Origin of the sequence: Desulforamulus ruminis DSM 2154 (genome assembly GCF_000215085.1) — a bacterium.
Classification (GTDB): Bacteria; Bacillota; Desulfotomaculia; order Desulfotomaculales; family Desulfotomaculaceae; genus Desulfotomaculum; species Desulfotomaculum ruminis.
In genome coordinates this window covers 1,709,747-1,736,732 of sequence record NC_015589.1, presented here as the reverse complement: position 1 = coordinate 1,736,732, position 26,986 = coordinate 1,709,747, and the positions used below count along the sequence as shown (strand labels likewise).

The 26,986-nt window shown below is 45.9% G+C and carries 27 protein-coding genes, 1 tRNA gene and 1 riboswitch; of the genes, 5 read left to right on the top strand and 23 right to left on the bottom strand.

Features of this window, described 5'->3' with window-relative positions; genetic code table 11:
- Positions 1–10: 10 nt before the first annotated feature.
- From DESRU_RS08700 to pduL, 5 genes are all read right to left on the bottom strand, one after another.
- The gene (locus DESRU_RS08700) at positions 11–1,237 is read right to left on the bottom strand and encodes a bifunctional 3,4-dihydroxy-2-butanone-4-phosphate synthase/GTP cyclohydrolase II (RefSeq protein WP_013841736.1); all 1,227 of its coding nucleotides are present in this window, start codon (positions 1,235–1,237) and stop codon (positions 11–13) included.
- A 15-nt stretch (positions 1,238–1,252) separates the two neighbouring features.
- The gene (locus DESRU_RS08695; RefSeq protein WP_081461995.1) at positions 1,253–1,903 is read right to left on the bottom strand and encodes a riboflavin synthase; all 651 of its coding nucleotides are present in this window, start codon (positions 1,901–1,903) and stop codon (positions 1,253–1,255) included.
- Complete coding sequence (gene ribD / locus DESRU_RS08690; RefSeq protein WP_041275354.1) at positions 1,888–3,030, bottom strand: bifunctional diaminohydroxyphosphoribosylaminopyrimidine deaminase/5-amino-6-(5-phosphoribosylamino)uracil reductase RibD; 1,143 nt, start codon at positions 3,028–3,030, stop codon at positions 1,888–1,890. Before ribD ends, DESRU_RS08695 begins: the two co-directional genes overlap by 16 nt.
- Before the next feature lie 96 nt (positions 3,031–3,126).
- Positions 3,127–3,254, bottom strand: a riboswitch (FMN riboswitch).
- A 436-nt stretch (positions 3,255–3,690) separates the two neighbouring features.
- On the bottom strand, positions 3,691–4,878 hold the full coding sequence (locus tag DESRU_RS08685) for an acetate/propionate family kinase (RefSeq protein WP_013841733.1): 1,188 nt from the start codon (positions 4,876–4,878) through the stop codon (positions 3,691–3,693).
- A 56-nt stretch (positions 4,879–4,934) separates the two neighbouring features.
- Positions 4,935–5,582, bottom strand: a complete 648-nt coding sequence (gene pduL / locus DESRU_RS08680) for a phosphate propanoyltransferase (protein WP_013841732.1) — start codon at positions 5,580–5,582, stop codon at positions 4,935–4,937.
- Between the two features lie 522 nt (positions 5,583–6,104).
- On the opposite strand from pduL, the gene DESRU_RS20805 reads away from it, so the two are divergent.
- Complete coding sequence (locus tag DESRU_RS20805; RefSeq protein ID WP_013841731.1) at positions 6,105–6,248, top strand: hypothetical protein; 144 nt, start codon at positions 6,105–6,107, stop codon at positions 6,246–6,248.
- A gap of 74 nt (positions 6,249–6,322) precedes the next feature.
- On the opposite strand, the gene DESRU_RS08675 is transcribed toward DESRU_RS20805, so the two are convergent.
- The 11 genes from DESRU_RS08675 to DESRU_RS08625 form a co-directional block, all read right to left on the bottom strand.
- On the bottom strand, positions 6,323–7,309 hold the full coding sequence (locus DESRU_RS08675; protein ID WP_013841730.1) for a tripartite tricarboxylate transporter substrate binding protein: 987 nt from the start codon (positions 7,307–7,309) through the stop codon (positions 6,323–6,325).
- A 140-nt stretch (positions 7,310–7,449) separates the two neighbouring features.
- Positions 7,450–8,610, bottom strand: coding sequence for a UxaA family hydrolase (locus tag DESRU_RS08670; RefSeq protein WP_013840660.1), 1,161 nt, complete (start codon positions 8,608–8,610; stop codon positions 7,450–7,452).
- An 8-nt stretch (positions 8,611–8,618) separates the two neighbouring features.
- Positions 8,619–8,897 (bottom strand): UxaA family hydrolase, encoded by a 279-nt coding sequence (locus DESRU_RS08665; protein WP_013840169.1) that lies wholly within the window; start codon positions 8,895–8,897, stop codon positions 8,619–8,621.
- Positions 8,898–9,626: 729 nt separating this feature from the next.
- Entirely contained in the window at positions 9,627–10,316 is a 690-nt protein-coding gene (locus DESRU_RS08660) for a TerC family protein (protein WP_013841729.1), read from the bottom strand.
- Between the two features lie 88 nt (positions 10,317–10,404).
- Positions 10,405–11,400, bottom strand: coding sequence for a tripartite tricarboxylate transporter substrate binding protein (locus tag DESRU_RS08655; RefSeq protein ID WP_013841728.1), 996 nt, complete (start codon positions 11,398–11,400; stop codon positions 10,405–10,407).
- 23 nt (positions 11,401–11,423) lie between these two features.
- Complete coding sequence (locus DESRU_RS08650; RefSeq protein WP_143758869.1) at positions 11,424–12,920, bottom strand: tripartite tricarboxylate transporter permease; 1,497 nt, start codon at positions 12,918–12,920, stop codon at positions 11,424–11,426.
- A gap of 51 nt (positions 12,921–12,971) precedes the next feature.
- Positions 12,972–13,469, bottom strand: a complete 498-nt coding sequence (locus DESRU_RS08645) for a tripartite tricarboxylate transporter TctB family protein (protein WP_013841726.1) — start codon at positions 13,467–13,469, stop codon at positions 12,972–12,974.
- Between the two features lie 392 nt (positions 13,470–13,861).
- Positions 13,862–15,022: a UxaA family hydrolase gene (locus DESRU_RS08640; protein WP_013841725.1), complete on the bottom strand. Its 1,161-nt coding sequence runs from the start codon at positions 15,020–15,022 to the stop codon at positions 13,862–13,864.
- A gap of 8 nt (positions 15,023–15,030) precedes the next feature.
- On the bottom strand, positions 15,031–15,309 hold the full coding sequence (locus DESRU_RS08635) for a UxaA family hydrolase (protein WP_013840169.1): 279 nt from the start codon (positions 15,307–15,309) through the stop codon (positions 15,031–15,033).
- A 103-nt stretch (positions 15,310–15,412) separates the two neighbouring features.
- Positions 15,413–16,450 carry an Ldh family oxidoreductase gene (locus tag DESRU_RS08630; protein ID WP_013841724.1) on the bottom strand — a complete coding sequence of 346 codons (1,038 nt, stop codon included), beginning with the start codon at positions 16,448–16,450 and terminating at the stop codon, positions 15,413–15,415.
- Positions 16,451–16,471: 21 nt separating this feature from the next.
- A complete protein-coding gene (locus DESRU_RS08625) occupies positions 16,472–17,413 on the bottom strand; it encodes a hydroxyacid dehydrogenase (RefSeq protein WP_013841723.1) in 942 nt (313 codons plus the stop codon).
- A 375-nt stretch (positions 17,414–17,788) separates the two neighbouring features.
- On the opposite strand from DESRU_RS08625, the gene DESRU_RS08620 reads away from it, so the two are divergent.
- Positions 17,789–18,562 carry a FadR/GntR family transcriptional regulator gene (locus tag DESRU_RS08620; RefSeq protein ID WP_081461994.1) on the top strand — a complete coding sequence of 258 codons (774 nt, stop codon included), beginning with the start codon at positions 17,789–17,791 and terminating at the stop codon, positions 18,560–18,562.
- A gap of 90 nt (positions 18,563–18,652) precedes the next feature.
- On the opposite strand, the gene DESRU_RS19860 is transcribed toward DESRU_RS08620, so the two are convergent.
- The 3 genes from DESRU_RS19860 to DESRU_RS08605 form a co-directional block, all read right to left on the bottom strand.
- Positions 18,653–19,111, bottom strand: a complete 459-nt coding sequence (locus DESRU_RS19860) for a hypothetical protein (RefSeq protein WP_013841721.1) — start codon at positions 19,109–19,111, stop codon at positions 18,653–18,655.
- A 290-nt stretch (positions 19,112–19,401) separates the two neighbouring features.
- A complete protein-coding gene (locus tag DESRU_RS08610) occupies positions 19,402–19,995 on the bottom strand; it encodes a TetR/AcrR family transcriptional regulator (protein WP_013841720.1) in 594 nt (197 codons plus the stop codon).
- 16 nt (positions 19,996–20,011) lie between these two features.
- Positions 20,012–20,479: a hypothetical protein gene (locus DESRU_RS08605; RefSeq protein WP_013841719.1), complete on the bottom strand. Its 468-nt coding sequence runs from the start codon at positions 20,477–20,479 to the stop codon at positions 20,012–20,014.
- A 388-nt stretch (positions 20,480–20,867) separates the two neighbouring features.
- Between DESRU_RS08605 and DESRU_RS08600 the strand changes: the two genes are divergently transcribed.
- Positions 20,868–21,308, top strand: a complete 441-nt coding sequence (locus DESRU_RS08600) for an NUDIX domain-containing protein (protein ID WP_013841718.1) — start codon at positions 20,868–20,870, stop codon at positions 21,306–21,308.
- Positions 21,309–21,666: 358 nt separating this feature from the next.
- Here the strand turns inward: DESRU_RS08600 and DESRU_RS08595 are convergent, their stop codons facing one another.
- From DESRU_RS08595 to DESRU_RS08585, 3 genes are all read right to left on the bottom strand, one after another.
- Positions 21,667–22,878 (bottom strand): MFS transporter, encoded by a 1,212-nt coding sequence (locus DESRU_RS08595; RefSeq protein WP_013841717.1) that lies wholly within the window; start codon positions 22,876–22,878, stop codon positions 21,667–21,669.
- Between the two features lie 351 nt (positions 22,879–23,229).
- Positions 23,230–23,637 (bottom strand): hypothetical protein, encoded by a 408-nt coding sequence (locus DESRU_RS08590; protein ID WP_013841715.1) that lies wholly within the window; start codon positions 23,635–23,637, stop codon positions 23,230–23,232.
- Positions 23,638–23,786: 149 nt separating this feature from the next.
- Positions 23,787–23,863: transfer RNA gene (locus DESRU_RS08585), tRNA-Pro, on the bottom strand.
- Positions 23,864–24,121: 258 nt separating this feature from the next.
- On the opposite strand from DESRU_RS08585, the gene DESRU_RS08580 reads away from it, so the two are divergent.
- Complete coding sequence (locus DESRU_RS08580; RefSeq protein ID WP_013841714.1) at positions 24,122–24,385, top strand: YgaP family membrane protein; 264 nt, start codon at positions 24,122–24,124, stop codon at positions 24,383–24,385.
- 53 nt (positions 24,386–24,438) lie between these two features.
- Positions 24,439–24,627: a hypothetical protein gene (locus tag DESRU_RS08575; RefSeq protein ID WP_041275353.1), complete on the top strand. Its 189-nt coding sequence runs from the start codon at positions 24,439–24,441 to the stop codon at positions 24,625–24,627.
- A 192-nt stretch (positions 24,628–24,819) separates the two neighbouring features.
- Here the strand turns inward: DESRU_RS08575 and DESRU_RS08570 are convergent, their stop codons facing one another.
- Positions 24,820–26,853: a transglycosylase domain-containing protein gene (locus DESRU_RS08570; RefSeq protein WP_013841711.1), complete on the bottom strand. Its 2,034-nt coding sequence runs from the start codon at positions 26,851–26,853 to the stop codon at positions 24,820–24,822.
- Positions 26,854–26,986: the final 133 nt, after the last annotated feature.

Sequence of the window (26,986 nt, the reverse complement as noted above, 5' to 3'; positions counted from 1 at the left end):
GATGCTCCTATTAACTGGTCTTTTTATTTTGATCTGTTACCGTGAGCAAATGGCCTAGTTTGCATTTCTTGGTGCTTAAATATTTTGCGTTGGCCTGTCCCGCCGCGATTTCAATGGGCACCCGGTCCACCACTTCCAGACCGTGACCTTCCAATCCTGCTATCTTCCGAGGATTATTGGTTAACAGGCGAATTTTGCTGAGCCCTAAATCAACTAAAATTTGTGCGCCAATTCCATAGTCCCTGAGATCGGCGGGAAAACCCAGGGCCAGGTTGGCTTCCACCGTGTCAGCGCCTAAATCCTGCAGCTTATAGGCTCTGATTTTATTTAACAGGCCGATTCCCCTGCCCTCCTGACGCATATAAAGCAAAACACCGGTCCCCTCTTTTTCAATGGCCTGCATGGCTTTGGCCAACTGATCCCCGCAGTCGCAGCGGCAGGAACCAAAAACATCCCCGGTTAAGCATTCCGAATGAACCCGGACCAAAGGGGCTTCCACACTGGAAAGATCCCCTTTCACCATGGCGATATGCCCCTTGCCGTCCAGCAGGCTTTCATAGGCCACCGCTGTAAAATCCCCAAACTTGGTGGGCATTTTGGCAGAATCAACGCGTTTAATAAATTTCTCGTGGCGGCTGCGGTATTTAATTAAATCGGCAATGGTAATCAGCTTTAGATTATGGGTTTTACAAAATTCCACCAATTCCGGCACCCTGGCCATGGTGCCGTCGTCCTTCATGATTTCGCAAATAACAGCGGCAGGCTTTAGCCCCGCCAGGCGGGACAAATCCACCGACGCCTCGGTGTGGCCGGTGCGCACCAGCACTCCACCCTCTTTCGCCCGGAGGGGAAAGATGTGTCCGGGACGGCGTAAATCTTCCGGCTGTGTGTCCGGATCCATAATCTTCTGGATGGTCAGGGCCCGTTCAACAGCGGAGATCCCGGTGGAGCATTCCTTGGCATCCACAGATACGGTAAAAGCGGTGCCGTGGGGGTCGGTATTATTGCTGACCATCGCCGGCAGCGCCAACTGATCCAGCCGTTCCCCGTAAATAGGCATACAAATCAACCCCCGCCCGTGGGTGGCCATGAAATTGACCGCTTCGGTGGTCACCTTCTCGGCGGCCATGATAAGATCCCCCTCGTTTTCCCGGTCCTCATCATCCACCACCACCACCATTTTCCCTGCCCGGATATCTTCAATGGCTTCTTCAATGGTATTAAACGTAAATGTCACGTCCGTCTTCCTCCTTTATAAAAATCCGTTGGCCGCCAAGAACTGGAGGTTCAGTTGGGAATTTTCCCTTTGTTCCCCCCGGCCCTGCAGTAAACGTTCAATATATTTTCCCAACAAATCCGCTTCAAGATTTACAGTCTCTCCGACTTTTTTACTGCCCAGCACGGTGGCATGGGCGGTGTGAGGGATCAAGGAAACCTGAAACCGGTCCCGCTGGAAACTTACCACCGTAAGACTGGTGCCGTCGATGGCAATGGAACCTTTGTTGATGATGTATTTCATGACCTGGTCCGGCGCCTGAACCATAACCAGGGTGGCAATATCTCGTTTCTCCAGACCCACAATGGTCCCGATGCCGTCCACATGGCCGGATACCATGTGCCCCCCCAGCCGGTCCCCTAAGCGCAGGGCTCTTTCCAGGTTTACCCTGCTGCCCGGCCGTAATTCCTTTAAATTGGTCTTGTCCAGGGTCTCTGCCATTACATCGGCTGTAAATATCCCGTCTCCAAAGGTAGTAGCCGTCAGACAAACTCCATTCACCGCGATACTGTCCCCCACCCGGGCATCTTCCAGCACTTTGGAAGCCAGGATATGCAGCTTGGCGGAGTCGGATCCCCTAGAAACATTCTTAATGGTTCCAATCTCCTCAATTATTCCAGTAAAGATATTCTCTCACCCCTTTTTGAGGTATATCCGGTAAAAGCAAAGTCTCCCTCCAGGCACTGAACAGAAACATCGTATAATTGGGTTGCGTCTTTAAGAGCCTGAACCCCGTCCCCCCTTATGGCTCCCGGAGCACTATCCCCGCCAATAATCTTAGGGGCGATAAACCAGACCACTTTGTCTACGATGCCTGCCGCCAGGGCGGAACCGTTTAACTTCCCGCCCCCTTCAATTAAAATCTGGGTTATTTGCTTTTCCCCCAGTAATTCCATTAATTTCACCAGATCCACCCGGGGGCCCGGACCCGGGACAACCAGTACTTCTGCCCCGGCCGCCATTAAACTGGCCCTTCGTTCAACGGGAGCCGCTTCGGTGGTGGCAATCATGGTATGGGCTGCGGATTCCTGCAGCAATACCTTGGCTGCGGTGGGAGTCCGGGCCAAACTGTCTACCACAATGCGGACGGGGTCCTTTCCCCTTCCTTCAGGCAGCCGCGTCGTCAGAGAAGGGTCATCGGCAAGAATGGTATTGACGCCTACCAGGATGGCATCCACCCTGTCCCGCAGCCAATGCCCCTGTTCCCGGGCCGCCTTTCCGGTAATCCACTGGGATTCACCACCGGCAGTGGCAATTTTACCGTCCAGGCTGGTGGCCGACTTTAAAATTACAAAGGGGCGTTTAGTGGTAATATATTTGATAAACGCCTCATTTAAGTGCATTGCCTCCTGTTCCAGGACACCGGCCTTTACTTCCACACCGGCCTTTTTTAAAACTTCCAGGCCCTTCCCGGCAACCAAGGGATTGGGGTCGGTCATGGCCGCCACCACCCGTTTAATGCCTGCCTTGATTACCGCTTCCGTGCAGGGACCGGTCCGCCCGTAATGGCAGCAAGGCTCCAGGGTGACGTATAGGGTGGCATCCCGGGCCTGTTCGCCGGCCTCCATCAGAGCAACCACTTCGGCATGGGCGCCCCCTGCTTTGGCATGAAACCCTTTCCCAATAACCTGCCCTTCCTTGACAATAACCGCCCCCACCAGGGGATTGGGGCTGGTGCGCCCCCTGGCTCTGGCAGCCAGTTCCAGGGCCATTTGCATATAATGACTGTCAGTACCCGCTTCCAACGGCTTCATCTCCTGTTAAAAAAATTAAACCCCGGGATACCCCAGGGTAAGAAAAACAATAGGAGAACGGCCCAACAAAAAATTGGTTTTTTGCCGGGCAAAATCAATCACCTTCTCCCATCCAGACTTTAACTGTCGGCTCTGGCATCTCACCAGATCTGCCCTTGCGGGCTCGCGGGCTCGGCTAAAGCCATACCGCCGGTAAGGAATTGCACCTAACCCTGAAGGTCTTTGTTTATTAAACTAAGATCATTATATTCCCGGGTTTGTTCGTATGTCAACCGATAATTCTTCAGGTTAAGGCAGCCCACAGGGCCGAAAGAACCCGCAATCCCCTTAACGGTCAGTATATTTTTGTCCTTATTCCACTGCTTTATTTTGCTCAGCCCGGGTTAATAAAATGTAATGAAGGAGAATCCTGCAATCAAAAAAATAAGGGCTCACCTGAACAGGTGAGCCTCTTTGGGCAGTTTACCGTCTTGCCCCGGACTATTTCGTGCAACCCTCTTTGCAGTGGGCGGTTTCCCGCAGCATCCAGTGTTTAATAAACATGGTTCTCACCTCCCGGCCGGTACTTTCTCCCTTAAAATTATTATATAGCCGGGTTCTTACATTATTAATAACAATTTATGATTTTTATCTTACATTTTTATACAATGGGGATTTCTTTTAAACTAAAGCCTTTGTTTCCCTGGCAATCATTAACTCTTCGTTGGTAGGCACCACCATGGCCGTAATTTTGGACCCGGGCTTGCTGATAATGATTTCTTTGCCACGGGTATTGTTGTTTTCCTCGTCCACTTCCAGACCGGTATAAGCCAAGCCCTTTAAAACTCTGGCCCGCATATCTTTTGAATTTTCACCGATGCCGCCGGTGAAAACCAGCAGGTCTAGACCGCCCAGTGCCGCCGTATAGGCGCCAACATATTTAATGATGCTGTAAGCAAACATGCTCAAAGCCAACTCCGCCCGCTCGTGACCCTTTTCAGCCGCCTCTTCCAGATCCCGAAAATCACTGCTGACGCCCGATACACCCAGTACCCCGCTTTTCTTGTTCATCAGATCATTGATTTCGTTAACATTGAGGTTTTCCTTTTCCATAATAAAGGGAACCACAGCCGGATCCATATCGCCGGTACGGGAGCCCATGGGAAGTCCCGCCAGCGGTGTAAAGCCCATGGAAGTATCGATAGAAGCACCGTTCCCCACCGCCGTAATACTGGAACCGTTGCCTAAATGGCAGACCACAATTTTTAACTCATTTAGGGGCTTTCCTAAAATTTCTGCCGCCCGACCGGAAACATATTTGTGGGAAGTGCCGTGAAATCCATACCTGCGGATCTTGTATTTCTGGTAAAGCTCATAGGGAACGCCATACATATGGGCGTATTTGGGTATGGTCTGGTGAAAGGCAGTATCAAATACAGTTACCTGGGGAGCATGGGAGATCAGTTCCCGGCAGCTCTTAATGGTTACAATGTGAGGGATGGTGTGTAAAGGAGCCAGGTCGGCAATTTCCTCCAGTCCCTGAATCAATTCATCGGTAACCACCATGGATTTCTTGAAATTTTCTCCACCGTGGACAATCCGGTGACCAACGGCCTTGATGCTGGAAACATCGTTGATGGCTCCGTATTGGGGATCAGTAATACACCTTAGAACAATTTCCATGGCTACCTTATGATCAGGCAGATCCTGTTCCAGCACCAGTTCTCCGGTGTCCGAAGTTTGCTTGACTTTGGAGCCATGTAAGCCGATTCGTTCCGCCAGGCCGGATAAAAGAACCGTTTCCCTCTCCATATCCATTAATTTGTATTTAATTGAAGAACTGCCAGAGTTTACGACCAGAATGAGCAACGTTTTTCCTCCTTTAGTGTGAGCACAAAGATATTCTTTGCTGGAAAAAGGCGATGTTACTTGACCAGTTCAGAGATATGACCGTGAATTTTATAAGCATAAACCGTATCCCCGTTCCTGAGACCCACCGCGTTACCTTCATCGGTGTCCACATGCATTTCCAGTTTATATTTATCGCTTACCCGAACCAAAACATCACCAAAGATGATGCCTCTAGGCCCCTTGGCCCGAACATAAATTCTATCCCTGTCTTCAAGACCATATTTTTCAGCATCGGAAGTATGCATATGAATGTGACGGGCAGCAATAATGGCCCCTTCCTTTATAGTAACGGAACCTACCGGTCCCACCAGGGTGACGGAAGAAGAACCGGACAGGTCGCCGGAATCCCGCAAGGGAGCCTTAATCCCCAGTTTAAAACAGTCGGATATGGACAGTTCCACTTGGCTTTGCTTCCGCTCCGGTCCCAGGATGCGAACCTTTTCAATCACTCCCTTAGGACCGACCACCGTTACCGTTTCTTCACAGGCATACTGATCGGGTTGGGAGAGTTCTTTAAACTTTTTCAATTCATAGCCGGGACCAAATAAGGTGTCAACATCTTCTCGGGTAAGGTGCACATGGCGGGCTGAAATACCTACCGTAACAGGAATGGGTGTGATTTCTTCAGGATTCACTTGGGTTGGAGAATCTTCTTTTAACATGATTTATCCACTTCCTCTTTTTAAATTTGTTAAAACCTTGCTACATAAATCACTTTGCCGGATACAATTATTTTAAAACCCATATTTTAAGATTTTTGGACTTTTTATAGGTTTTGTTTTTGCAAAGTTACTCAAACAGAAATATTTTTCCACTCAGGCATGATGGTCATACCAACCCCTGAATGTAATACAGCGTCCAGGATTATTAATACAAAACAACGAAACATCAGGCAAAAATTTATGCAATTTGAAGAGATTGTTCAAATTTTGTCTTGTACTTGACTCAAATAAATTTTAACGACTTTCCCCGTTTATTTCAAGTCACTTCCATGACTTGCTTTTCTGAATTTTACCCGCCAAGAAAAAGATCATTTATAAGACAGTTTTTCCAAGGTAAATATTTTCATAAGTCCGCTTTATTATTAAATCTTTCAATCATTTCTTTAGGCTATTGTTCGATGATATCTTTCTTTTCGGGAAAAAATATGCATGAAGGTATTGAAAACAAAGGAGGTAAAAAAGATGAGTAATGAAAAAAATAAAAAGCCGGGTTCTAAAGGTTGCCTCTGGCATTGGGGTAATCAGGTTACCTTAAAAGATTTAAATATTGAAACGCCCGGTCCTCAGGCAAAGGTTCATCCATTAACCCAGAAAGCCCCCGAGTAAAGTTTAAAGAAAAATGATCCGGATAACGCAGTGATTCACTGCGTTATCCTTTATAAATTGATTATAAAAATTCTTTATATAAGATGGAATTTCATTAACAGTCTCTCGGCCTGTTTCTGCTGCTCCATTACATATTTCTCAAAGGCAGGACCGTCCAGGTATTCTTGAGGCTGACCGGCCTCTTCCATCTCTTTAATATAGTCCGGATCAGCGGCCATCTTCTTAAAAACCTTCCGCAGGAAGGTCAGGTTTGCTTCGGGAATCCCTTTGGGAGCTACAAAGCCGCGGCGGATGTCGGATACCACATTATATCCCTGCTCGGTTAAAGTGGGAACCTCCGGTAAAGACTTATACCTCTCGGGAGTAGCGATCCCTAGAATGGTCATCTGATCCAAGCCGCGCATGACATCGTTGTAATTGCCCATCATGACGTCCAGCTCGCCGCCCAGCAAAGCCACATTTTGATCGGTTGCCCCTTTATATACCACCTGATCAACCTGGATGCCGGCTTTATCCTGGAAGTCCAACAGGGCTATGTGACAGCCGGTAAAGGTACCCACAATGCCTACTTTTAATTTTCCAGGATTGGCCCTGGCAAATTCCACCACTTCATTTACATTTTTAAATTTACTGCCTTTTTTAACAACCAATACCTGGGGATCTGTTACCACCTGAGCAATATATGCGAACTCTTCCGGTTTGTATTGCGCTCCCTGCAGGGGTTGCAGCACAATATGGGGTACGTTAATGCCGCCAATGGTGTAGCCGTCCTTAGATGCTTTGGCAATTTCCGCAAAGCCTATAGCGCCGCCATCACCCGCTTTATAAGAAAACAGCCATGGCTGTTTAACATATTTATTCCAATACTTTTGCATGATTCGGGCCTGAGCATCGCTGGATCCTCCGGCCGTAAAGGCAATAATCATGTTTATGGGTTTTTCAGGATAGCTGCCGGTCCCCTTTTCTTCCTGATTTTTACCTTGGCCGGTGCAGCCTGCCAGCATGGAAGAAGATAAAAAAAGAACTGTCATCAGTAGGGCAAAAAGATTATTCTTACGCATGGATATCCCTCTCAATCGAAACCATAAAAATTTTAAAACGATCTCTTATGTAATCATTTTATAAGCTGCTAAATCAGACGTAGGCAAAGGTGCTGAATAAACCAGCACCTTTACCCGTATTACAAGCTACATTCATTTTATTAAGCGGAACGATACAACTTGGTCAAAACAAACTCCTTATGACCCAGGGTTTCCGCATTGGTCATCCGGCCGTTCAAAGTACGGATCATGATGTCCATCAGCGCATCCGCCGCTCCGTCCAGATCCATCTCGCCCCGCAGAATGCCGCTCAGGTCTACGTCAATGTGCTCCGACATGGTGGATACCGTAATGGGGTTCGCCGATACCTTAATCACCGGCAGAATGGGGTTCCCTACAATGTTCCCCTGGCCGGTGGGGAAGAAGTGGCATACCGCTCCCGCGGCGGCCATCAGGGTTAAGCACTCCGCCGCTGCCGAGGAGGTATCCATAAAGTGCAGCCCTTTCTTCGTGGGCGCTTCCGCCGGAGCCAGCACACCCTGTACTTTCGCCACTTTACCGATCTTCTGAATGTTGCCCAGGGCTTTTTCCTCAATGGTGGTCAAACCCCCGGCAATGTTCCCCTGGGTGGGCTGAGTACCGCACAGATCCACACCCTGGTCCAAAATGAACTGGTTGTAAGCCGTCCAGGTCTTCATGAACTCTTCCCTGATTTCCGGCGTCGCGCAACGCTCCGCGACCAGATGCTCCCCGCCGGTCACTTCAGAAGTTTCCCCGAAGAACAAGGTCAGGCCCATGGGATCCAAACGGTCGTATAAACGGCCGATGGAGGGATTGGCGGCCAGGCCGGAAGTGGTATCCGACTCACCGCACTTGGTGGAAATGGTTAACTCATCAATGCTGCATTCTACTCTTTGCAGTCCGGTGGCATACTGAACGAATTCCTTGGCTTTCCAGGAAGCCTGCTCCACGGTTTTAAAATCCCCGTTGCGCTCAATGGAGAAGCCCGCCACCGGCTTGCCGGTCTTAGCAATGCCTTCCACAATCAGATTGGTCCAGTTGGGTTCAATGCCGATGACCACGACCGCCGCTACGTTGGGGTTGCAGCCGGTGCCGATCAAAGTACGGAAATGCAGTTCCAAATCTTCACCAAACTGCAGACGGCCGTAGGGATGGGGCAGGGCCATGGTGCCCTGGACATGCTTGGCCACCGCTTCACAAGCAGCGTTGGAAATATCGTCCACAGGTAAAATAATGACGTGATTGCGGCAGCCTACGGCGCCGTTCTCCCGGCGATAGCCATAAAAAGTGGGGATAGACATGATTGGGTTTACCACCTTTCCGTTTTTAAATTATGGGTGTGCACATGCTCACCCTTTTTAATGGCCTGTACGGTTTTACCGATGGGCACGTGATACTTGATTACCCTTTCACCGGCAGCGATATCTTTCAGGGCGATTTTGTGGCCCAGGGGAATATCACTGATAGACTGAATCTCAATGGTCTTGTCCGAGTCCTGAACTTTCCCGGTGACTGCTTCGCCGGCTTTAATGTCGGCTACGGCTACACCAACCATGTCTGCCAGGTCGTGTACTAGGAACTTAATCAACTTAACTCCTCCTTTTTGCTCTTTTTATTATTCATTTTGTTGGAGATAATCTTTCTTATCTCCGACAAAATCAAGCACTATCCTAAGGACGCTGTACAAACTTTATATTAAAAAATGAATCACATGCCCTTACGATTTATACCCAGATAGGAGTGACGTAATAGGTATGAGGTATTACCATTAATTTTACTTTTATCTACCCAATCTCGTCAAGCCAGTAATGTCATATAAAGGACTTTGTACAAGTAATAATCTTCCTTTATCTTTGTTTTAATTGTGATTTGAGATGTTTTCTAAATAATTCGGATTAGCCAAAAATCACCTTTTTGAAATCCTTGGATCGTTAATATTCTTCTATTTAATAAAATGGCTGATCAAAAATACAAGGGATTTAGGGATTATACTTTAGCGCTAAGGGAGTTCCGTCTTTTCTAGATGATTAATACAGCCCTAAACCTTTTATTTGTGGTTTAGGGCTGTATAGCAACTCACACTTTTCATAAAGGAGGTCATTCCCCCTTTCTCTTATACCCTAATGCCTAACGTCGGTATAGGACAATTATGTTTTGATTAAGCAGCCTGAAAATTGGTATTGCCGGTAACTTCATTCCACCACGCAGTCAAAGGTATTTTCTGATACAGAAAATACCTTTGATCCTTCTTATTGAAGCAGCCCTAAAATCTAAGCGTAAAAAGAGTCGCTGCTTTTTGAGCCGTGAATAGCTAAAGCTAACAATGTCCTTCCTGGGAGGCAGCCTGCCGTTTGTTCAACCAAATCCCCATTACAATAACAAAGGCGGTCAGTGCCACAGGAATCAGCCAGTGTAAAAAGCTTACAGAACCATGAAGCAAAGCGCTAACATGCCTGTCGCCGGTAATCATCTCCCCGGAAGTATAACCAAGCAATCCGGCTCCGAGGTAAACAATAATTTTAAACCGTTTCATTAACATCATTACAATCTGGCTTCCAAAGATGATAATGGGTATACTGATGGCCAAACCGATGATCAGCAAGGGTATATTTCCTTTGGCCACCCCGGCTACGGCCAGAACATTGTCCAGACTCATAAGAAGATCGGCTACAACAATGGTTTGAATGGCGTCTCGTAAGCAATCCGCCTCTTTGCAGGCCTCTTCCTCCTCTTCCCCTACCAGTAATTTTACTGCAATGGGAATCAGCAGGATTCCTCCAATGACCTGAACATAAGGCAATTTAAGAAGAACCACAGCAACAGTTGTTAAAATAATCCGCAGACCGATGGCTGCAAAGCTGCCCCAAAAAACCGCCTTTTTTTGTTGGTCCACCGGCAGTTTGCGGCTGGCCAGGGCAATAACAACGGCATTATCCCCGCTTAACACAATGTTAATCACAATGATGCTTAGCAATGCAGTAAGAAATTCGGAAGAAAAGAACTCCACGAATCATCCCCCTCCCTAAAATAAACTTTCTGTGTGCAAGATGTTGTACGGCTTACCTTATTGAAGGGTAAGCCGTAAGAAACATTTTCTATTTGTTCAATTCATATTTTTCAACCAGAGGTTTGGCCTCTTCATTGTATTGTTTAACCAAGTTCTCTAGTTCTTCGCCACCCAGATACTCCGCAGGCTGACCGATTTTCTCCATATCCTTCAAATATTCGGGATCATTGCAGATCTTTTCAAATCCATCCCGAAGAATCTTCAACACGGCCGGATCAATATCCTTAGGAGCGGCAAATGCACGACGGATATCGGATACAAAATCGATATTCTGCTCTTTAAAGGTGGGAACGTCCTTAATCCAGGGATGACGTTCCTCGGTAGCAATGGCAAGAAGCTGGAACTTGCTCAGATCCCGCATTACATCATTCAGGTTGCCAACCATGGCATCCACGTGTCCTCCCATCAGAGCCACGTTTTGTTCCGAAGCCCCGGTGAAGGGTACGATGGTAAGCTCAATACCCATTTTTTCCATAATCTGCAGCGCTGCAACGTGGTGGGCTGTGAAAGTACCAACAGTAGCAATGGTCATTTTGCCGCCTTTTTTCTTGGCTTCAGCCACAAATTGCTCCAGATTGGTAATGGGGCTGCCCGCTTTTACCGCTAACAAGGTGGGGTCATTAACCACCTGGGCAATATAAGCAAAGTCATCGGTATTAAAGGTAGCCTGGGCGCTCATAGCCTGAAGGTTAATGTGGGGAATGTTAATTCCACCAATGGTATAGCCATCCGGCTTAGCTTTGGTAATCTCGGTAAAACCAACTTTACCGCCGGCTCCCACCTGATAATCAAAGGTCAAAGGTTGGTTGTTAAAATATTTTTTCCAGTATTTCTCTACAATTCTAGCCTGAACATCACTGGATCCACCGGCGTTAAAGGCGATAATCAGGTTTACCGGTTTGGTGGGATATTCCACTTTTTTGGCTTCTTGCTCCCCGCCTTTATTTCCGGCACATCCTGCCAAACTTAACATGCTTAATGCCAGAACTACGGTTAAAATACGCACCCAGTTTTTCTTTTTCATACACATACCTCCATTTTGGTAGCTTATTCTGATTCTTCAGCCAGAGCTGCCTGAGCTTTTTCAGGGTGTTTAATCCGAGTGTAGAGCGATCCGGCCACCAGAGCCAGAGCTACGGCAATTAATACCGCTGAAATGGGTCTGGTAAACAAGATTGTAAGATCTCCGTTAGACATACTTAAGGACTGTTTCAAGGAGGTTTCAAACATACTGGCTAAGATTAAGCATAGAATCAATGGCGTTGTTGGAATTTCTACCTTTTTCATAATCCAACCCAGCAGGCCAAACAGGATGGCAACGCCTACGTCAAACATCTTAAACCGTACACTATAGGCACCGAGGAAAGAGAATATCAGTACCATGGGCGCTAACACAGGGTAAGGAACCCGTACCAGCTTAGCCCACAAACCTACCAGAGGCAGATTCAGTACCAATAACATTACGTTGCCGATGTACATGGACGCGATAATTGCCCAAACGAAATCTCCGTTCTTTTCAAACAAGGTTGGCCCCGGTTGTAAGCCGTACATCATGAAACCGCCTAATAAAACTGCCAGAGCCGGACCGGAAGGAATACCGAAGGAAAATAAGGGAACAAAACCGCCACTGGTCGTGGCATTGTTGGCTCCTTCGGGCGCGGCCACCCCTTTGATCTCCCCCTTCCCAAAGTTTTCTGGGTTTTTAGATACCCGCTTTTCTACATCATAGGCCACAAAAGCAGTTACCCCAGGGCTGCAACCCGGTAACAGACCCATGAAAAAGCCAATTACAGTGGACCGGATCATAGTTGGTAACAACATAATAATTTCTTTAAAGTTGAGATATAACCGATCCAATTTGGTCTTGAAAACTTGAACTCCCGCTTGCTCCACATTGGACAGGATTTCTCCTACAGCAAACAGACCGATAATTACACTAATAAAGTCGATACCGGACATTAGGGAGATACTGCCAAAGTCAAAACGGCCATATCCGCTCACAGGGTCCATCCCGATGGTAGAAATCAAGAAACCGATTAACCCTGAAAGCAAGCCCTTGACCAAGGATTTACCGGTCAGGTTCACCACTACACTTAAAGCCAGGATCATTAGGGCAAAATATTCCGGCGGACCAAAATCCAGCGCAAAACCGGCCAGAGTGGGTGCAAAGAAAGACAAGCCGAGCAAACTCAGTGTCCCTGCCACGAAGGAGGAGATGGCCGCTGTGGCCAGGGCCGGCCCTGCTTGTCCATTCCTGGCCATTTTATATCCATCCAGAGACGTCGGCACAGAAGCCACTTCTCCGGGGATATTTACCAAGATGGCGGTTGTCGATCCACCGTACATGGCTCCGTAGTATAGGCCCGACAACATAATAATGGCCGGCACGGGAGGTAAGATTGTTGTTAGGGGAAGCAGGATCGCAATCCCGGAGGTGGGGCCAAGGCCCGGTAATACTCCAATTAACGTTCCCAAAAGACAGCCAAAGAATGCAAAAAGCAGATTCTCCGGAGTTAAAGCCGTTGCAAAACCATTTAATAGCATGGTAAAGCTTTCCACGGTTTCACCTCACAATCGAATTTTGTTATGCTAAATCTAGAAGCCCAGGAAACCGACGGGCAAAGGCATATCCAGTAATACCCGGAATAGGTAGACGGTTACCACACTTGTAATTAATCCCAAAAGGGCGCATTTCCACCATGCATAATTACCTAGTCTTCTGGCAACAAAGGTCACTAACAACAGGGTGTCAAGTCCAAAACCAATGGTATTCATCAAACCTAGGTAAATAAAAAGGGTAACAAACATAAGCCCTACACTAAATATTTCCGAAAACTTAAAGAGACCTTCGCCGGAACCACCCTTTTTATTCAGAAACGCCTGAACCATTAGAATAACACTTAATCCCGCAATACCCCAACCCAACCAGTAAGGCATTACACCAGGGCCAAACCCGGCCCCCGGCATGGTTTTAGGCATCTGGCTGGATTCAACCAGTACAAAAACCGAAAACACGAGAAAGAAAAGGCCGACTATAAAATCTGTCTTCTTCCACAAGGGTGCATTTGTCACTTCATTTCCTTCAGAAGTCATCTTTTCACCTCCCGATTTTAAATGGATATTAAATAAGGAAAGCATGGGAAAAAGGTGATTTATACCAGTTACCTGATAAATAAAAAGAATGTAAAATGGAAGGATTGTTTGTCATATTTAATATTAACTTTCAGACAAAATTTTTTAAAGCAAATATTCTTGTAAGAAAAGGCATGTTAAGGAAGATTAATTAATTTATCTAAGCTTATTTTTGCACTTAATCTAAAGTCTTTTATACAGAGACAATCTAATATGTCATTTGTTTTAAATATTGAAAAAATTTTAGGTGTTAGCTCCCTTGATCCATTTGAATCTATGTGACAGAGGAATCGCTCCCCCTGCCACATAGATCTGCATTACGCCTGCAAACTATGCTATACTTAAATGCTATATTAAGCGGAACGATACAACTTGGTCAAAACAAACTCCTTATGACCCAGGGTTTCCGCATTGGTCATCCGGCCGTTCAAAGTACGGATCATGATGTCCATCAGCGCATCCGCCGCTCCGTCCAGATCCATCTCGCCCCGCAGAATGCCGCTCAGGTCTACGTCAATGTGCTCCGACATGGTGGATACCGTAATGGGGTTCGCCGATACCTTAATCACCGGCAGAATGGGGTTCCCTACAATGTTCCCCTGGCCGGTGGGGAAGAAGTGGCATACCGCTCCCGCGGCGGCCATCAGGGTTAAGCACTCCGCCGCTGCCGAGGAGGTATCCATAAAGTGCAGCCCTTTCTTCGTGGGCGCTTCCGCCGGAGCCAGCACACCCTGTACTTTCGCCACTTTACCGATCTTCTGAATGTTGCCCAGGGCTTTTTCCTCAATGGTGGTCAAACCCCCGGCAATGTTCCCCTGGGTGGGCTGAGTACCGCACAGATCCACACCCTGGTCCAAAATGAACTGGTTGTAAGCCGTCCAGGTCTTCATGAACTCTTCCCTGATTTCCGGCGTCGCGCAACGCTCCGCGACCAGATGCTCCCCGCCGGTCACTTCAGAAGTTTCCCCGAAGAACAAGGTCAGGCCCATGGGATCCAAACGGTCGTATAAACGGCCGATGGAGGGATTGGCGGCCAGGCCGGAAGTGGTATCCGACTCACCGCACTTGGTGGAAATGGTTAACTCATCAATGCTGCATTCTACTCTTTGCAGTCCGGTGGCATACTGAACGAATTCCTTGGCTTTCCAGGAAGCCTGCTCCACGGTTTTAAAATCCCCGTTGCGCTCAATGGAGAAGCCCGCCACCGGCTTGCCGGTCTTAGCAATGCCTTCCACAATCAGATTGGTCCAGTTGGGTTCAATGCCGATGACCACGACCGCCGCTACGTTGGGGTTGCAGCCGGTGCCGATCAGCGTACGGAAATGCAGTTCCAAATCTTCACCAAACTGCAGACGGCCGTAGGGATGGGGCAGGGCCATGGTGCCCTGGACATGCTTGGCCACCGCTTCACAAGCAGCGTTGGAAATATCGTCCACAGGTAAAATAATGACGTGATTGCGGCAGCCGACGGTGCCGTTCTCCCGGCGATAGCCATAAAAAGTGGGGATAGACATGATTGGGTTTACCACCTTTCCGTTTTTAAATTATGGGTGTGCACATGCTCACCCTTTTTAATGGCCTGTACGGTTTTACCGATGGGCACGTGATACTTGATTACCCTTTCACCGGCAGCGATATCTTTCAGGGCGATTTTGTGGCCCAGGGGAATATCACTGATGGACTGAATCTCAATGGTCTTGTCCGAGTCCTGAACTTTCCCGGTGACTGCTTCGCCGGCTTTAATGTCGGCTACGGCTACACCAACCATGTCTGCCAGGTCGTGTACTAGGAACTTAATCAACTTAACTCCTCCTTTTTGCGCTACGATTGTGTAGACTTTTTATCATTAATTTTTGCCCGGATGATACCGATTTTCCGGTAGCATCCTAGACAAAAATTAAGTACTATCCTAAGATCGTTGCCCCAACTCCCTGGGCCAACTGGTTCAATTCCGCCAGCAGTTGGTCGGAAACAGGAACACCTTCCTTGTTCCGCAGAGCGGCCTTATTGGTTCTTCGCTCACCGGGAATATAGATTTCTTCTACCCCCTCAGCCTTGGGGGTTTCTTTAATTTCTGTTATCATCTGTTGCATGCGATCAATAAATGCACCCATGGGCATGAATTTTGATACATCCAGTGCAATGAAGAAATGGCCAATATCTACCGGCTGGGTGCTTTCGTCATAAATCCAGCCTACATTCTTACCAAAGGCCGAACCGCTAAGAATACCGGACATAATTTCAACAGCCAGGGCCATGGCGTAGCCTTTAGGACCCGCCATGGGGAGAACGGCTCCATCAAGGGCGGCCTTAGCATCGGTGGTGGGTTTCCCTTCTTTGTCAATGGCCCACCCTTCAGGAATGGGTTTGCCTTGTTTAGCCGCCAAGATGATATTCCCTCTGGCTACGATGCTGGAGGACATATCCACCACTACCGGCTGTTCCTTACCGGGAAACCCAAAGGCAATGGGATTAGTTCCGAAATAGGACTCCCTGCCACCCCAGGGGGGAATGCCGGAGGGTGTGTTGGTAAAGGCTAATCCAACCATTCCTGCTGCTGCAGCCTGTTTACAAAAATAGGAAGATGCGCCATAATGGTTGCTGTGTTTGGTGGCTACAGCGCCCACACCGGTTTCTTTGGCCAGATTAATGGCCACTTCCATGGATTTTACGCCTACCAGTTGGCCCAATCCGTTGTCGCCATCCACCGTGGCCACGGACGGAGCGGTTTTATTGACTTTAATGTTTGGTTGGGGGTTGATCCTTCCATTTTGGATACGAGTCACATAAATGGGCAACCGGCTGATACCATGGGTGTCCAGCCCTTCCAGGCTGGTATCCACCAATACGTCGGCCACGATTTCAGCATCGGCCTTCGGTACGCCCACCCCTTGAAGCAGGTTGGTACAAAACTGAATTAATTGATCCCCGGAAAAATTCATCCATTCGGCCTCCCTTTGGAGTTATCTAACTATACACATGGACCCTTGTCCACATAGAACCTTCGCACATTCTCTGGCCACCAGTTCGGAAGTACGTACCTGAGCTTCTTCGGTTAAGCCGGCAATGTGTGGAGTAACAATAATATTATCCAGTTCCAATAATTTGTTTCCGGTGGGCGGCTCCTTCTCCAGCACATCCAGAGCCGCGCCGGCAATGATTTGTGCTTTTACAGCCTCATAAAGATCTTCTTCATTAATAACGCCGCCACGGGCTGTATTAATGATATAGCTTGTCTTTTTCATGGTAGCTAGACGTTCTTTATTAATTAAATTTCTGGTCTTATCATTAAGCGGTACATGCAGACTAATATAATCGGCTTCAGCCAGCACCGTTTCCAGAGAAGTCATGCTTACGCCAATATCTGTGCAGGCCAGTTCATAGGGAGGTAGAAAAGGATCATAACCAATTACCTTCATCCCAAAGGCTTTGGCTCTGGAAGCCAATCTCGCCCCAATCTCACCTACTCCAACCAAGCCCAGTGTTTTGCCATAAATCTCTTCTCTGGTGAAAAGTTTTCTGTTCCAATTTCCTTGTTTGACATCCTGAGACGCCTTTTCTAAAGGACGGGAGAAAGAAAACATGGCCGAGAAAACATATTCTGCCACCGAGATGGCATTGGCATTCCGGGCAAAGACAACCTTAATGCCAGCCTCTTTTGCCGCTGCTACGTCAATGTTATCCAGCCCTACCCCTAACCGGCCAACAACTTTTAAATTGGGGGCTTGTCCCATTAAAGCTTTGGTTACTTTGGTCTGATTTCTTACGATCAAGGCATCGGCATCTTTAATGATTTCGGCCAGATTATCACTTTTCCAAAGTGTCTGGTCATAAACCACTTCTCCCAACTCCCGGAGAATTTCAAGGCCTTCCTCCCAGATTAATTCCGTTACTACAATTTTCATTTTTTTCACCCCGACATATTTTTTCCCATGCCTAGCAGGAATATTTTAAACATTTAAGGTATTGTTATTTAGTTTTGAAAAAATAATCACATAATATCCCTGCTTTTGCACTGAAACTATATTCATTAGGTATTAGGAATGATATAATAGGTATGTGGTATTACCTATCTAATTTTACTTTTATCCGCATAATTTCGTCAAATTAATAATGTCATATAAACGACCTTGTTCAAGTAATAACTTTCCGATACTTCTATTTTCTAATGAATAAACACGATTTTAACAGTATTTTCAGGCACAGAAAATTCTATTTTTTCATTAAAACAGTAGTTGCTTCCTCCATCTGCGTATAGTATTATTACGGTGGTAATACCAATGCCAATCAGAGGTAATACCAATACCAATCATTACCTATCAGGAGTGATCTCTTTGTTTAATAATAAAATTGGTCGCAGCGATACTTTACGAAACGAAGTTGCGGGCTATATTAAAACCCTGATCTCTTCAGGGCAGTTAAAACCGGGTGACCGTCTGCCAACAGAACGGGTTATGTCTGAAAATTTCGGCGTAAGCCGGACGGTTATTCGAGACGCCGTAAAAACTTTAGCCGGTATTGGTTTACTTGAGGTCAAACACGGTGTTGGTATTTTTGTTGCTACGGTAGACGGTGCACTTGTGGGGCGTCAGTTATCCAATCTTTTAACCTATCACCTGGATACCATTGAACACATTTACGAAGTTCGTATCCTTCTGGAAAAATTTGCTGCTCAGTGGGCAGCAGAGAGATGTACCCAGGAAGATTATGAGAAAATCAAAGACTTGTTAGAGGAAGCTCACACGGTAAATCCTATTGAATATGGTGACCGCTTTGCGGATTTAAACCGCAAGTTTCACCTTTTGATCGCAGAAGCTTCCCAAAATCCGGTTATCGCTATGATGGTGGAAAATATTCTAGACTTGCTGGAGAATGTTTCCGATGAAACCCATACCATACCGGGTCGGGCCAACCTTTCCATTGAGCAGCACGAAAAGGTCCTGGAGTTGATCATTCAGCATAAGCCCCAGGAAGCAAAAAGAGCGATGGAAGAGCACTTAAGCAGTGTGCTGACCACTTTGAAGAAAAAAAATAATCCAAACACGGTTCTCTAAAATTGAAGTAAATGAAATATTCAAGATAATTTAAAACCCGTTAATGCTTTTGGTTAAGCATTAACGGGTTCTGTATTAAATGGTCTTTGGTTAGTTATATTTTGGAGCGATATTTTTAAAATATTGATCCATTTCTTTCATGTTCTTATTGGCTTGAGCCTGGGTCATTTTTTTATCCCGAACTGCATCGGTAATTTCTTTCTTCCTTATTTCCTGCATCTTCTTATTAAATTGTTCCATGGTCATGCCATGTTGGGCCACAATATCTTCAATTTTTTTACCTGATTCAAGTTCAAATCTCAGTTGATCCACCGTCATCCGCAGTACATTGGCTGCTTTTTCAAGATACTCCTGGTGCAACACAGGTTTTTGGACAAGTTGTTTATTGGATTTATTCGGAAATAAATCATTTTTCGCCTGAGCAACAGAAGCAATTGGTTTTTTTACTTGTTGGGGACTATTGCAGGTATTGGCAAAAGCCATACCCGTCATGGTCCCTGTGAGAATAGCGGTAGCCAGGAGAGTGGAGCCAATCTTCCTTAATTTCATGTGGGTACCTCCTGTATAATTCTTATTATCGCGCGCACTAATTAATAATATATTAACTGTATTTAAATTATATTGTAATATTATATATGTGCACCGATTGACTATAGTATAATTCATATTTATAAAAACCCACTGAAATATAGCTTAATATTTACTGAATATGTACGAAAATATAATTTTATATCTTTTTAAAATGAACCTTACTATAAGAGAAATTTATCTAAATCTTAAATCCTCCCATTATGATTTATTTTAGATTAAATGTAAATTTATGGATATTTAACATTAGTTCATTTAACCATCTTTGTCACCATATTTACTAATTCTTCCCTGTATGCTTCTAAATCAAATCCTTCTCCGTTCATAAGCATACTTTCAGCAATAGCTCCTTGTATTATAATAGAGACGCTCTTAGAATCGAATTTAGCAAACTCTTTGGTCTCTTGTCCCAAACACAAAATCTCCTGCAATTTTTTATACAACGGATCTTCTTCCTGACTAGATACTTTATAGTAAGGAACGTTATCCGGTGTACGCGCATTAAAAATGATCTCTATTAATGCAATATTATCAACCCTATGTGTTCCTTGATAGGCTAAACTTGCATCAATAAAGGAAATCAGTTTATCATATGCAGACTCTTCTTTTGAGATTCTCTCTTGAATGTAATCAAGCTGTTTTTTTAATAAATAGGCCAGCGTATTGTTCAGTAAATCTTCCTTATCTAAAAAGTGATAAGAGATTAAACCCGTGCTTACATTGGCCCTTTTTGCTATTTTAGCCAAACTCACATTTACATAACCGATTTCGTCCAGTGTCTCAATCGAGGCTTTAATGATTTGCTCTCTTCTTGCTTCTGCTATAAAGGATGGTTGATCTCCCATAACAATTCCCCCATACTTACTTTTCTTTTGTTCTTAGCTTATCAATGACCCACAAAATACCTGCCATAAAAAGCACTGCTAATATAATAATATCAAATTTGCTTGGGTAATTTTCAATAAACATTCGAACCGTCTCGGGTAAACGTCCTTCCAAAATAGAACCAATGGCTACTTTAAAAATATTCATAAATAGCAGGATAAGCTGTAGTGCCAACAGGATAGGAATTAAAGATAAGCCCCCAATTACCCATTTCCAAGATAATTCTTTATTAAAGGCATAAAGGACAGCGGAGAACAATGACACTATGCCTATCAGAGCAAAGATTATAATTCTAACCCAGTGTACGAGCTCCAATGATGCTTGGTTGTAACGATACACAACATATGAAAATGCAAGTGCAGACAAAATAACACTTATTAAAGGAATTATACGTTGAAACCAATGAGGAAGATTATTAAATTCAGTCTCCTTGCTACTACTCAAAACGGAACCACCTTATTGATCGTTCAATTTTTATTTTGGTTGTTTAATCAAATTATATCTTCCGGTAGTCATCTTGTCAAATCAATAACTTTATTATTAAGGCGTAAAAAAGCAAATTACATTCTTTTTTGCCGAAAGTGGATCCGTTATTTTTATTGAAATAGTACATCTTCATTTTAGAATCTGTTATTATTTAATGAATAACACACGAACCGGGATGGGGTAGCTAGGGTTCCACCTTACAATGGTTAAGGGTTTGGACCGAGGGCTACAGATCCTGCAGCAGCAGGAAGCACCTATTGGTATAAAAGGCCCGAGGGGGAAGGTTCGGCGTATTTCCCATGCGCAGAATCTTCCCTCTCGGGCTATTTTTTAGGAGGAATGTATAATGGTTGAAGTCAAAGAAATTCGCCCCGGGGTGGCGATCGTTATCTTTAATAAAGAACGTGAGGTACTGCTACAAAAAAGAGCTGATGTAAATCTCTGGGGAATCCCTTCCGGACATGTGGAACCCGGAGAAACGGTTAAAAATGCTGCCATTAGAGAAGTATTTGAAGAAACCGGTCTTCAAGTAAAAATATTTCGCTTGATTGGAGTTTATTCCGACCCCGTTTCCCAGATTTTCCAATACCCCAATGGCACTGTCACTCATTTTGTAACCTGTTGCTTTCAAGCGGAGGTAGTAGCTGGAGAACTTACAGTGGCTTCACCGGAAACGCTGGATTTACGGTATTTTCCCTGCGACCGTTTACCCGCAGATATTTTAAAAATGCATCCCCTCTGGTTGGCAGATGCTCTTACTCCAACGGTACAATCTTTTATCCGTTAACCCTTTCAGCGAAAAGATCCGGTATGGCTTCAGCATACCTGGACGAATTATCTTAAGGGTTTGAATCATCCCTATGACCAAACTTAATAACCAGATGCTTTTTACCGATCCCTGTAAGAATTCAAATCTTCCTTAGTATTTACTGTAGATGTAGTTATAAAAACCGGGCTTTCTGAAACTGCTCTCAGAAAGCCCGCAGGCCGGCCAAGGCGGCCTTTCATCTATATTGACTTAGCAAACAGGATGGTCCCAGTGGCGATACAACAGCATTTCCCGCAAGAGACCAGCAAGGTCAATGGTTTACAGGCAGTTAACAGAAGGGTTATTCTTAAAAGCAACTTGACTGCCTTTCGGTCCATCACTGATTGGCCTCGTCTTTACGCCCTCGCCCGTATAGTATGCCCACCAGTGCCAGCAGGATGCCGCTCACGATCAGAATGGACTCCACACTCACTATATCCGCCAGAGGCCCGAACAGCAAAATTGCTACCGGCATGGCACTTGCGGAGATAATCTGCACAATAGAAAATACCCTGCCCAGCACCTCGGGCTTGGTGATCTCCTGAATGTGTACCGTCTGCGCGGTGGCCATGGGTGGCAGGAAGAATCCGGCAATCCCCATGAAAGTAAGGAAGGATAAAAAATTCCATGCCGCGCCCAGCAGTCCGAACATCACACCGAAGGCCACCAGGCAAAGGGACACTGTCCGCACCTTATCCTTGAACTGGCCCTTGAGAGAAACAAACACCCCGCCGAAAAACGACCCCACCGTCCAGACCATTTCATTAGCGGTCAGCCGCCAAACCTCGTTGCCGAAAGTGCGCTCCACCATCAGGGGCGAGAGCACCGCCGCCGGGGTGATGAGGAAGAAAGAAAACAAGTAACAGATGATGATGCGCCGTAGCTGCGGATGACCATAAGCATAATCCAGTCCGCTCTTCAGATCGGCCCATACGGAGTCTGAGGCTTCCTGGCGATGGATCTTTTCCACTTTTATCCGGTTCATAACTAAAATGGCCAGCGTAGCCGTGACCACGTCCACAAAAAAGGCGGCCACAATCCCCACCGAGCCCAAAATCAGACCGCCAACAGCGGGGGCGAGCAGCATCAGAACCGAATTTAAGGTCTGGTTGATCCCCTGCACCTTGGTCAGATGCTCCTGTGGTACAAGTTGAGGGTAGATTGCGCCGACGGCAGGCGTTTGGATGCCTGCACCGATAGAGCGTACCGCCGCTACCATCAGCAAAAGTTCCAGCCGTTCAAAACCCAGCAGAAAGACAACTGCCAATCCTAAAGTGGCAAGGGCGATAAAGCCGTCGGCCAGCATAATAAGATGCTTACGGCTATATCGATCGGCCCACACGCCGCCAAAGAGCGAGACCAGCACCTGTGGCAGCATGGAGCAGAGGGTGGACAACATCAGCCATGTGCCGGAGGAGGTTGTTAGGGTGATATGCCAGATTATGGCGAACCCTACCACCGAGGAGCCAAAAAGGGAAATGTTCTGGCTTAGAAGAAACAGGACCATCCTCTTTTTCCAGCCGGGGTTTTTAGATATTGTTATATTCATATAAAATCTTCCTCCCTTTATCGAAGGAGAAAGACACAAAAAAGCGACAGGAGCAAAGAAGCCCGCTGTCGCTTCGCCTTTATGAACAAACGAAAGGTCAGCAGTATTCTTGTGCCTTCTCCAATATAGTAACAGATGAAAAATAGACGTACTTATCCCTATAGGTAGAGATGACAGGAATCATAGGGCAAAGGGTGATTTTCATTCCGGCAAGGCTATACATACTGCAAACCCTCCTTTCGTTTCATTTTTCATTCTACCTCCTCGATAGCAAGAAATAATAACTAGCGAGGCCGGCCATTAATCAATGCTGTAAACATACAATGGCTTGTTTTTCCGTAACAAGACGAATTAACTGTTAGGTTGTCCATATAAAACACCATTTTTAAGCGTCTTTTCATCTTTCCATATTTTTTCTTCCGGCAGTGTTGTTTCTATCAATTCAATCAACATTTCATTTACCAATATCATAGCACAGCGGTAACCGGCAAAGGGTTCATATAAAGGCATAATAACATCTTGGTTTTCTAATGCTATATCAATATTTTCAGTTTTAAATGCAACATGTGGGTAGGTTTGTATTCGTTTGTCAAGAGAACTACCTTCATCAAATGCATGAAATTCTATGTGCAGTCCAAGTGCATTTATCCCTTCTTCTGAGTACATCTTAAAAAGGGGAGAGTATCGTGCTTGCTTGCTCAATTTAGACTTATCTACGGGAATCCCTATATGGTGAAAAACCAAATCCTTGCTATACAATTTAACACGATCCTTTTGTTTACTTATTTCCAGTCGGAAATAAGTATACTACTGCTGGTATCCTATAAACTATCTAAATTCACTTTACATTCTAGCATAAAAGCAAGAGAAGCTGATTTATAAAAATCAACTTCTTTTGACAAAACATATGGTCGGGATGACAGGATTCGAACCTGCGGCCTCTGCGTCCCGAACGCAGCGCTCTACCAAGCTGAGCCACATCCCGAGGGCAAATACAATTATACTGCACTTGACTGACCTCGTCAACAGTCGCCATCACATGTAAGCAGTTATTTTCTTGGGAACATAGATCCACTCCTCTCACGGTCCCACCTTCTGTTGATTCAGGTGTCTCCATTCCCAAACCCCTATCTTTCGTCAAAAAAATATCAGTTTAATTCTTTCCATGAAGTCTTTGTCCGGGGAAAAGTATAATCACAGGGGAGTTGCGGATACTAAAATCAAACAAGCTGGAGGAATGCCCATGCAAAAAAATGTTGGCACGGCGGATCGCATATTTCGCTTTCCCTTTGGCCTGGCCTTTGTTGCCATTGGATTACTAAAACATTTTAGCCCCACCTGGTCAATCCTCTTTGGGCTGCTCGGCTTTGAAGTACTGCTGGTCGCGCTTACCGGTTACAGTCCTCTCTATGCTCTGTTAGACATCTCTAGCCTTGAAGCAAAACAATTCGTAAAGAAGGTGGTGCCCACCAAATGGATAACCTGGGATCGGGATTCGGAGAAGTAGTCAACACGGCTAAAAATATCTTCTCATCCAATATAGAGGGAGGTGAAAGTAGGTTGAATACAAGTGATCAGGCAGAACTTAAAAATTGCATTCAAAATGCTCAGGAGTGTACCATGAATATGGGTAAGGTCATCAGTCATCTTCCCGGCGATTCTAAAGAGGTACAACAGCTTCAGGATCTGTGCAAAAAAACCGGGGTTTTGCTGGAAGAAGCAAAACAACGGTGCCGGCAAATTCTATAATTTGACCAAACCTTTATACTTAATGAAATCATCCCGGGAGGGACGAAGGCATGGTTAAATGCTGCATCTGCGGAATAGAAAACTCTACTCCAGACGTGATTTATGATGAAGATATGCTTTATTATTGCGATAACTGCTATCTAGCTGAAAATTCCAGTGCCATTGACAATGAATAACAGGCCTTAAGGCCTGTTATTCATTGTCAATTGAGTTTCTCCAGGGATCATCATTTTCAGGCCTCTCTTCCCCAGGCGATTCTTCCGTGTTATCCGTTAGATCTCCCGGGCCCTCTCCGGAATCAATGGGTTGCTGCCACCAAAACTCACCCAGGGAAGGTACTTTGGGTTCAGTTCCTTCAACAAAAACCGCTTCCATTTTTTCTTCCGTTAATTCCGTTGCTTTTAAGCCATCGGTGGTGGATACTTCCATCCGAGTGACTCCGTCAGGCTCTTTAAAATCTTCTACCGGAGTATCTTTTAATCCCTGTTCCATGAATTGTGCCCAAATGGGTGCGGCAACATCACTTCCGGTTAAACCAACCCTTTTGCTTTTGTCGTCGTATCCTACATAAACGGAGGCAACCAAACCGGGAGTATACCCTACGAACCAGGCATTGGTATAATCCTCGGTGGTGCCGGTCTTTCCGGCAATGGGCCGATGAACCTGTTGAGAAAGCTGCGCTGCCGTCCCTCCGGTGGTTACCGCCGCCCGAAGCATATCCGTAACAATATAGGCCACCTTCTCATCCAAAACTTTGGCCCGCTGAGGCGTGTACTCTTCCAGTACCCGGCCGTTGCTGTCGGTTATTTTTAAAATATACAAGGGCTTGGTACGAATTCCCGCCTGCGCTAACGGTCCAAAGGCAGTGGCCATTTCCAGAGGGGTTACTTCAGAGGTTCCCAGGGCCAGGGAAAGATACGGCCTTAAGGAACTTTCAACGCCCATGGCCTGGGCAAACCGTACAATGGCTTCCGGTCCCAGCATATTGGCCAGTTTTACCGCAATCACGTTATCGGATATGGCCAAAGCCTGCTTTAAAATAAAGGGACGGTAATGATAACCCACTTTATGATCCTTTGGTGTATAAGGAGGCGCGCCTTCCTGCCGATAAGTCTGAGGTTCGCAGGTGAGGACCGTAGCCGCTGTATATCCTGCATCAATGGCCGCCGTATACAAAAATGGTTTAAAGGCAGATCCCGGCTGCATTTTGGCCAGAGCCCGGTTGAATTGGGATTTTTGCCAATCTCTCCCCCCCACCATGGCTTTAATGTATCCATTGGTAGGATCAACGGCCACCAGGGCACCGTTAATCTCCGGATTTATTTTTTCAAGCCCTTGACGGAGGGCTTGCTCAGCGGTTTTCTGCAGTTCAAGGTCTAGGCTTGTTTGAATGGTCAGTCCGCTGGAATACAGCATTTCCAAGCCATCGGGATATTTACTCTCTATATATTTGATAATCTCAGCGACAAAATAAGGGGCCTGTTTAAGGTTTTCAGACTGTTTTTGCGGCTCAATGGTTTCCTCTCTGGCCGCCTGGGCTTCTTCGGGTGAAATTATGCCCAGTTCAACCATTCTTGCTAAAACCACGCTCTGCCTTTCCTTGGCCCCTTGCAGATTGGTGGTCGGTGCATAATAGCTGGGAGCCCGGGGCAAGCCCGCCAGCATGGCACTTTCACCAAGGGTTAGGTCCGCAGCAGATTTGTTAAAATAAGTCCTGGCTGCCGCTTCAATTCCATAGGCCCCTTGTCCAAAATAAACATGGTTTAAATACATATTTAAAATTTCTTTTTTGGTATATTTACGTTCCAGTTGGAAGGTATAATAAATCTCTTTGGCTTTCCTGGCAAAGGTTCGTTCAGGACCTAGATAGAGATTCTTAGCCAACTGCTGGGTAATGGTACTTCCTCCCTGAACGATTTTACGGCTAATTAAATTTTGGTAAACCGCCCTGCCTAAGCCTTTAAAATCAATGCCCTGATGTTGATAAAACCGTTCATCCTCAATGGCCACAATGGCCTGCTGAAGGTGAATAGATATTTGATCCAACTCAACGGGTACGGTGTTAACCTGGGATACCGTGGTTATCAACCGGTTGTTGGCATCCACAATTTTAGAGGGTACGGGCACTTCCGGCGGCTCCATTGTCCCCGCTGAAGTACAGCCAATCAGCAGATTGACCCCAATGGCCAGGATGATGATTCGTTGCAACCAGTTTACCCGGTTCAATGTATTTCCTCCAGATCATTGATTTAAGGGAATGATTCTGTGGTTATTTAAAAATAACCCGTATAAATGGCAAATTGCAAAACGTACTTTCTTTATTATCTCCTCAATAAAAACCCTTATGCTTTGGGTTCCG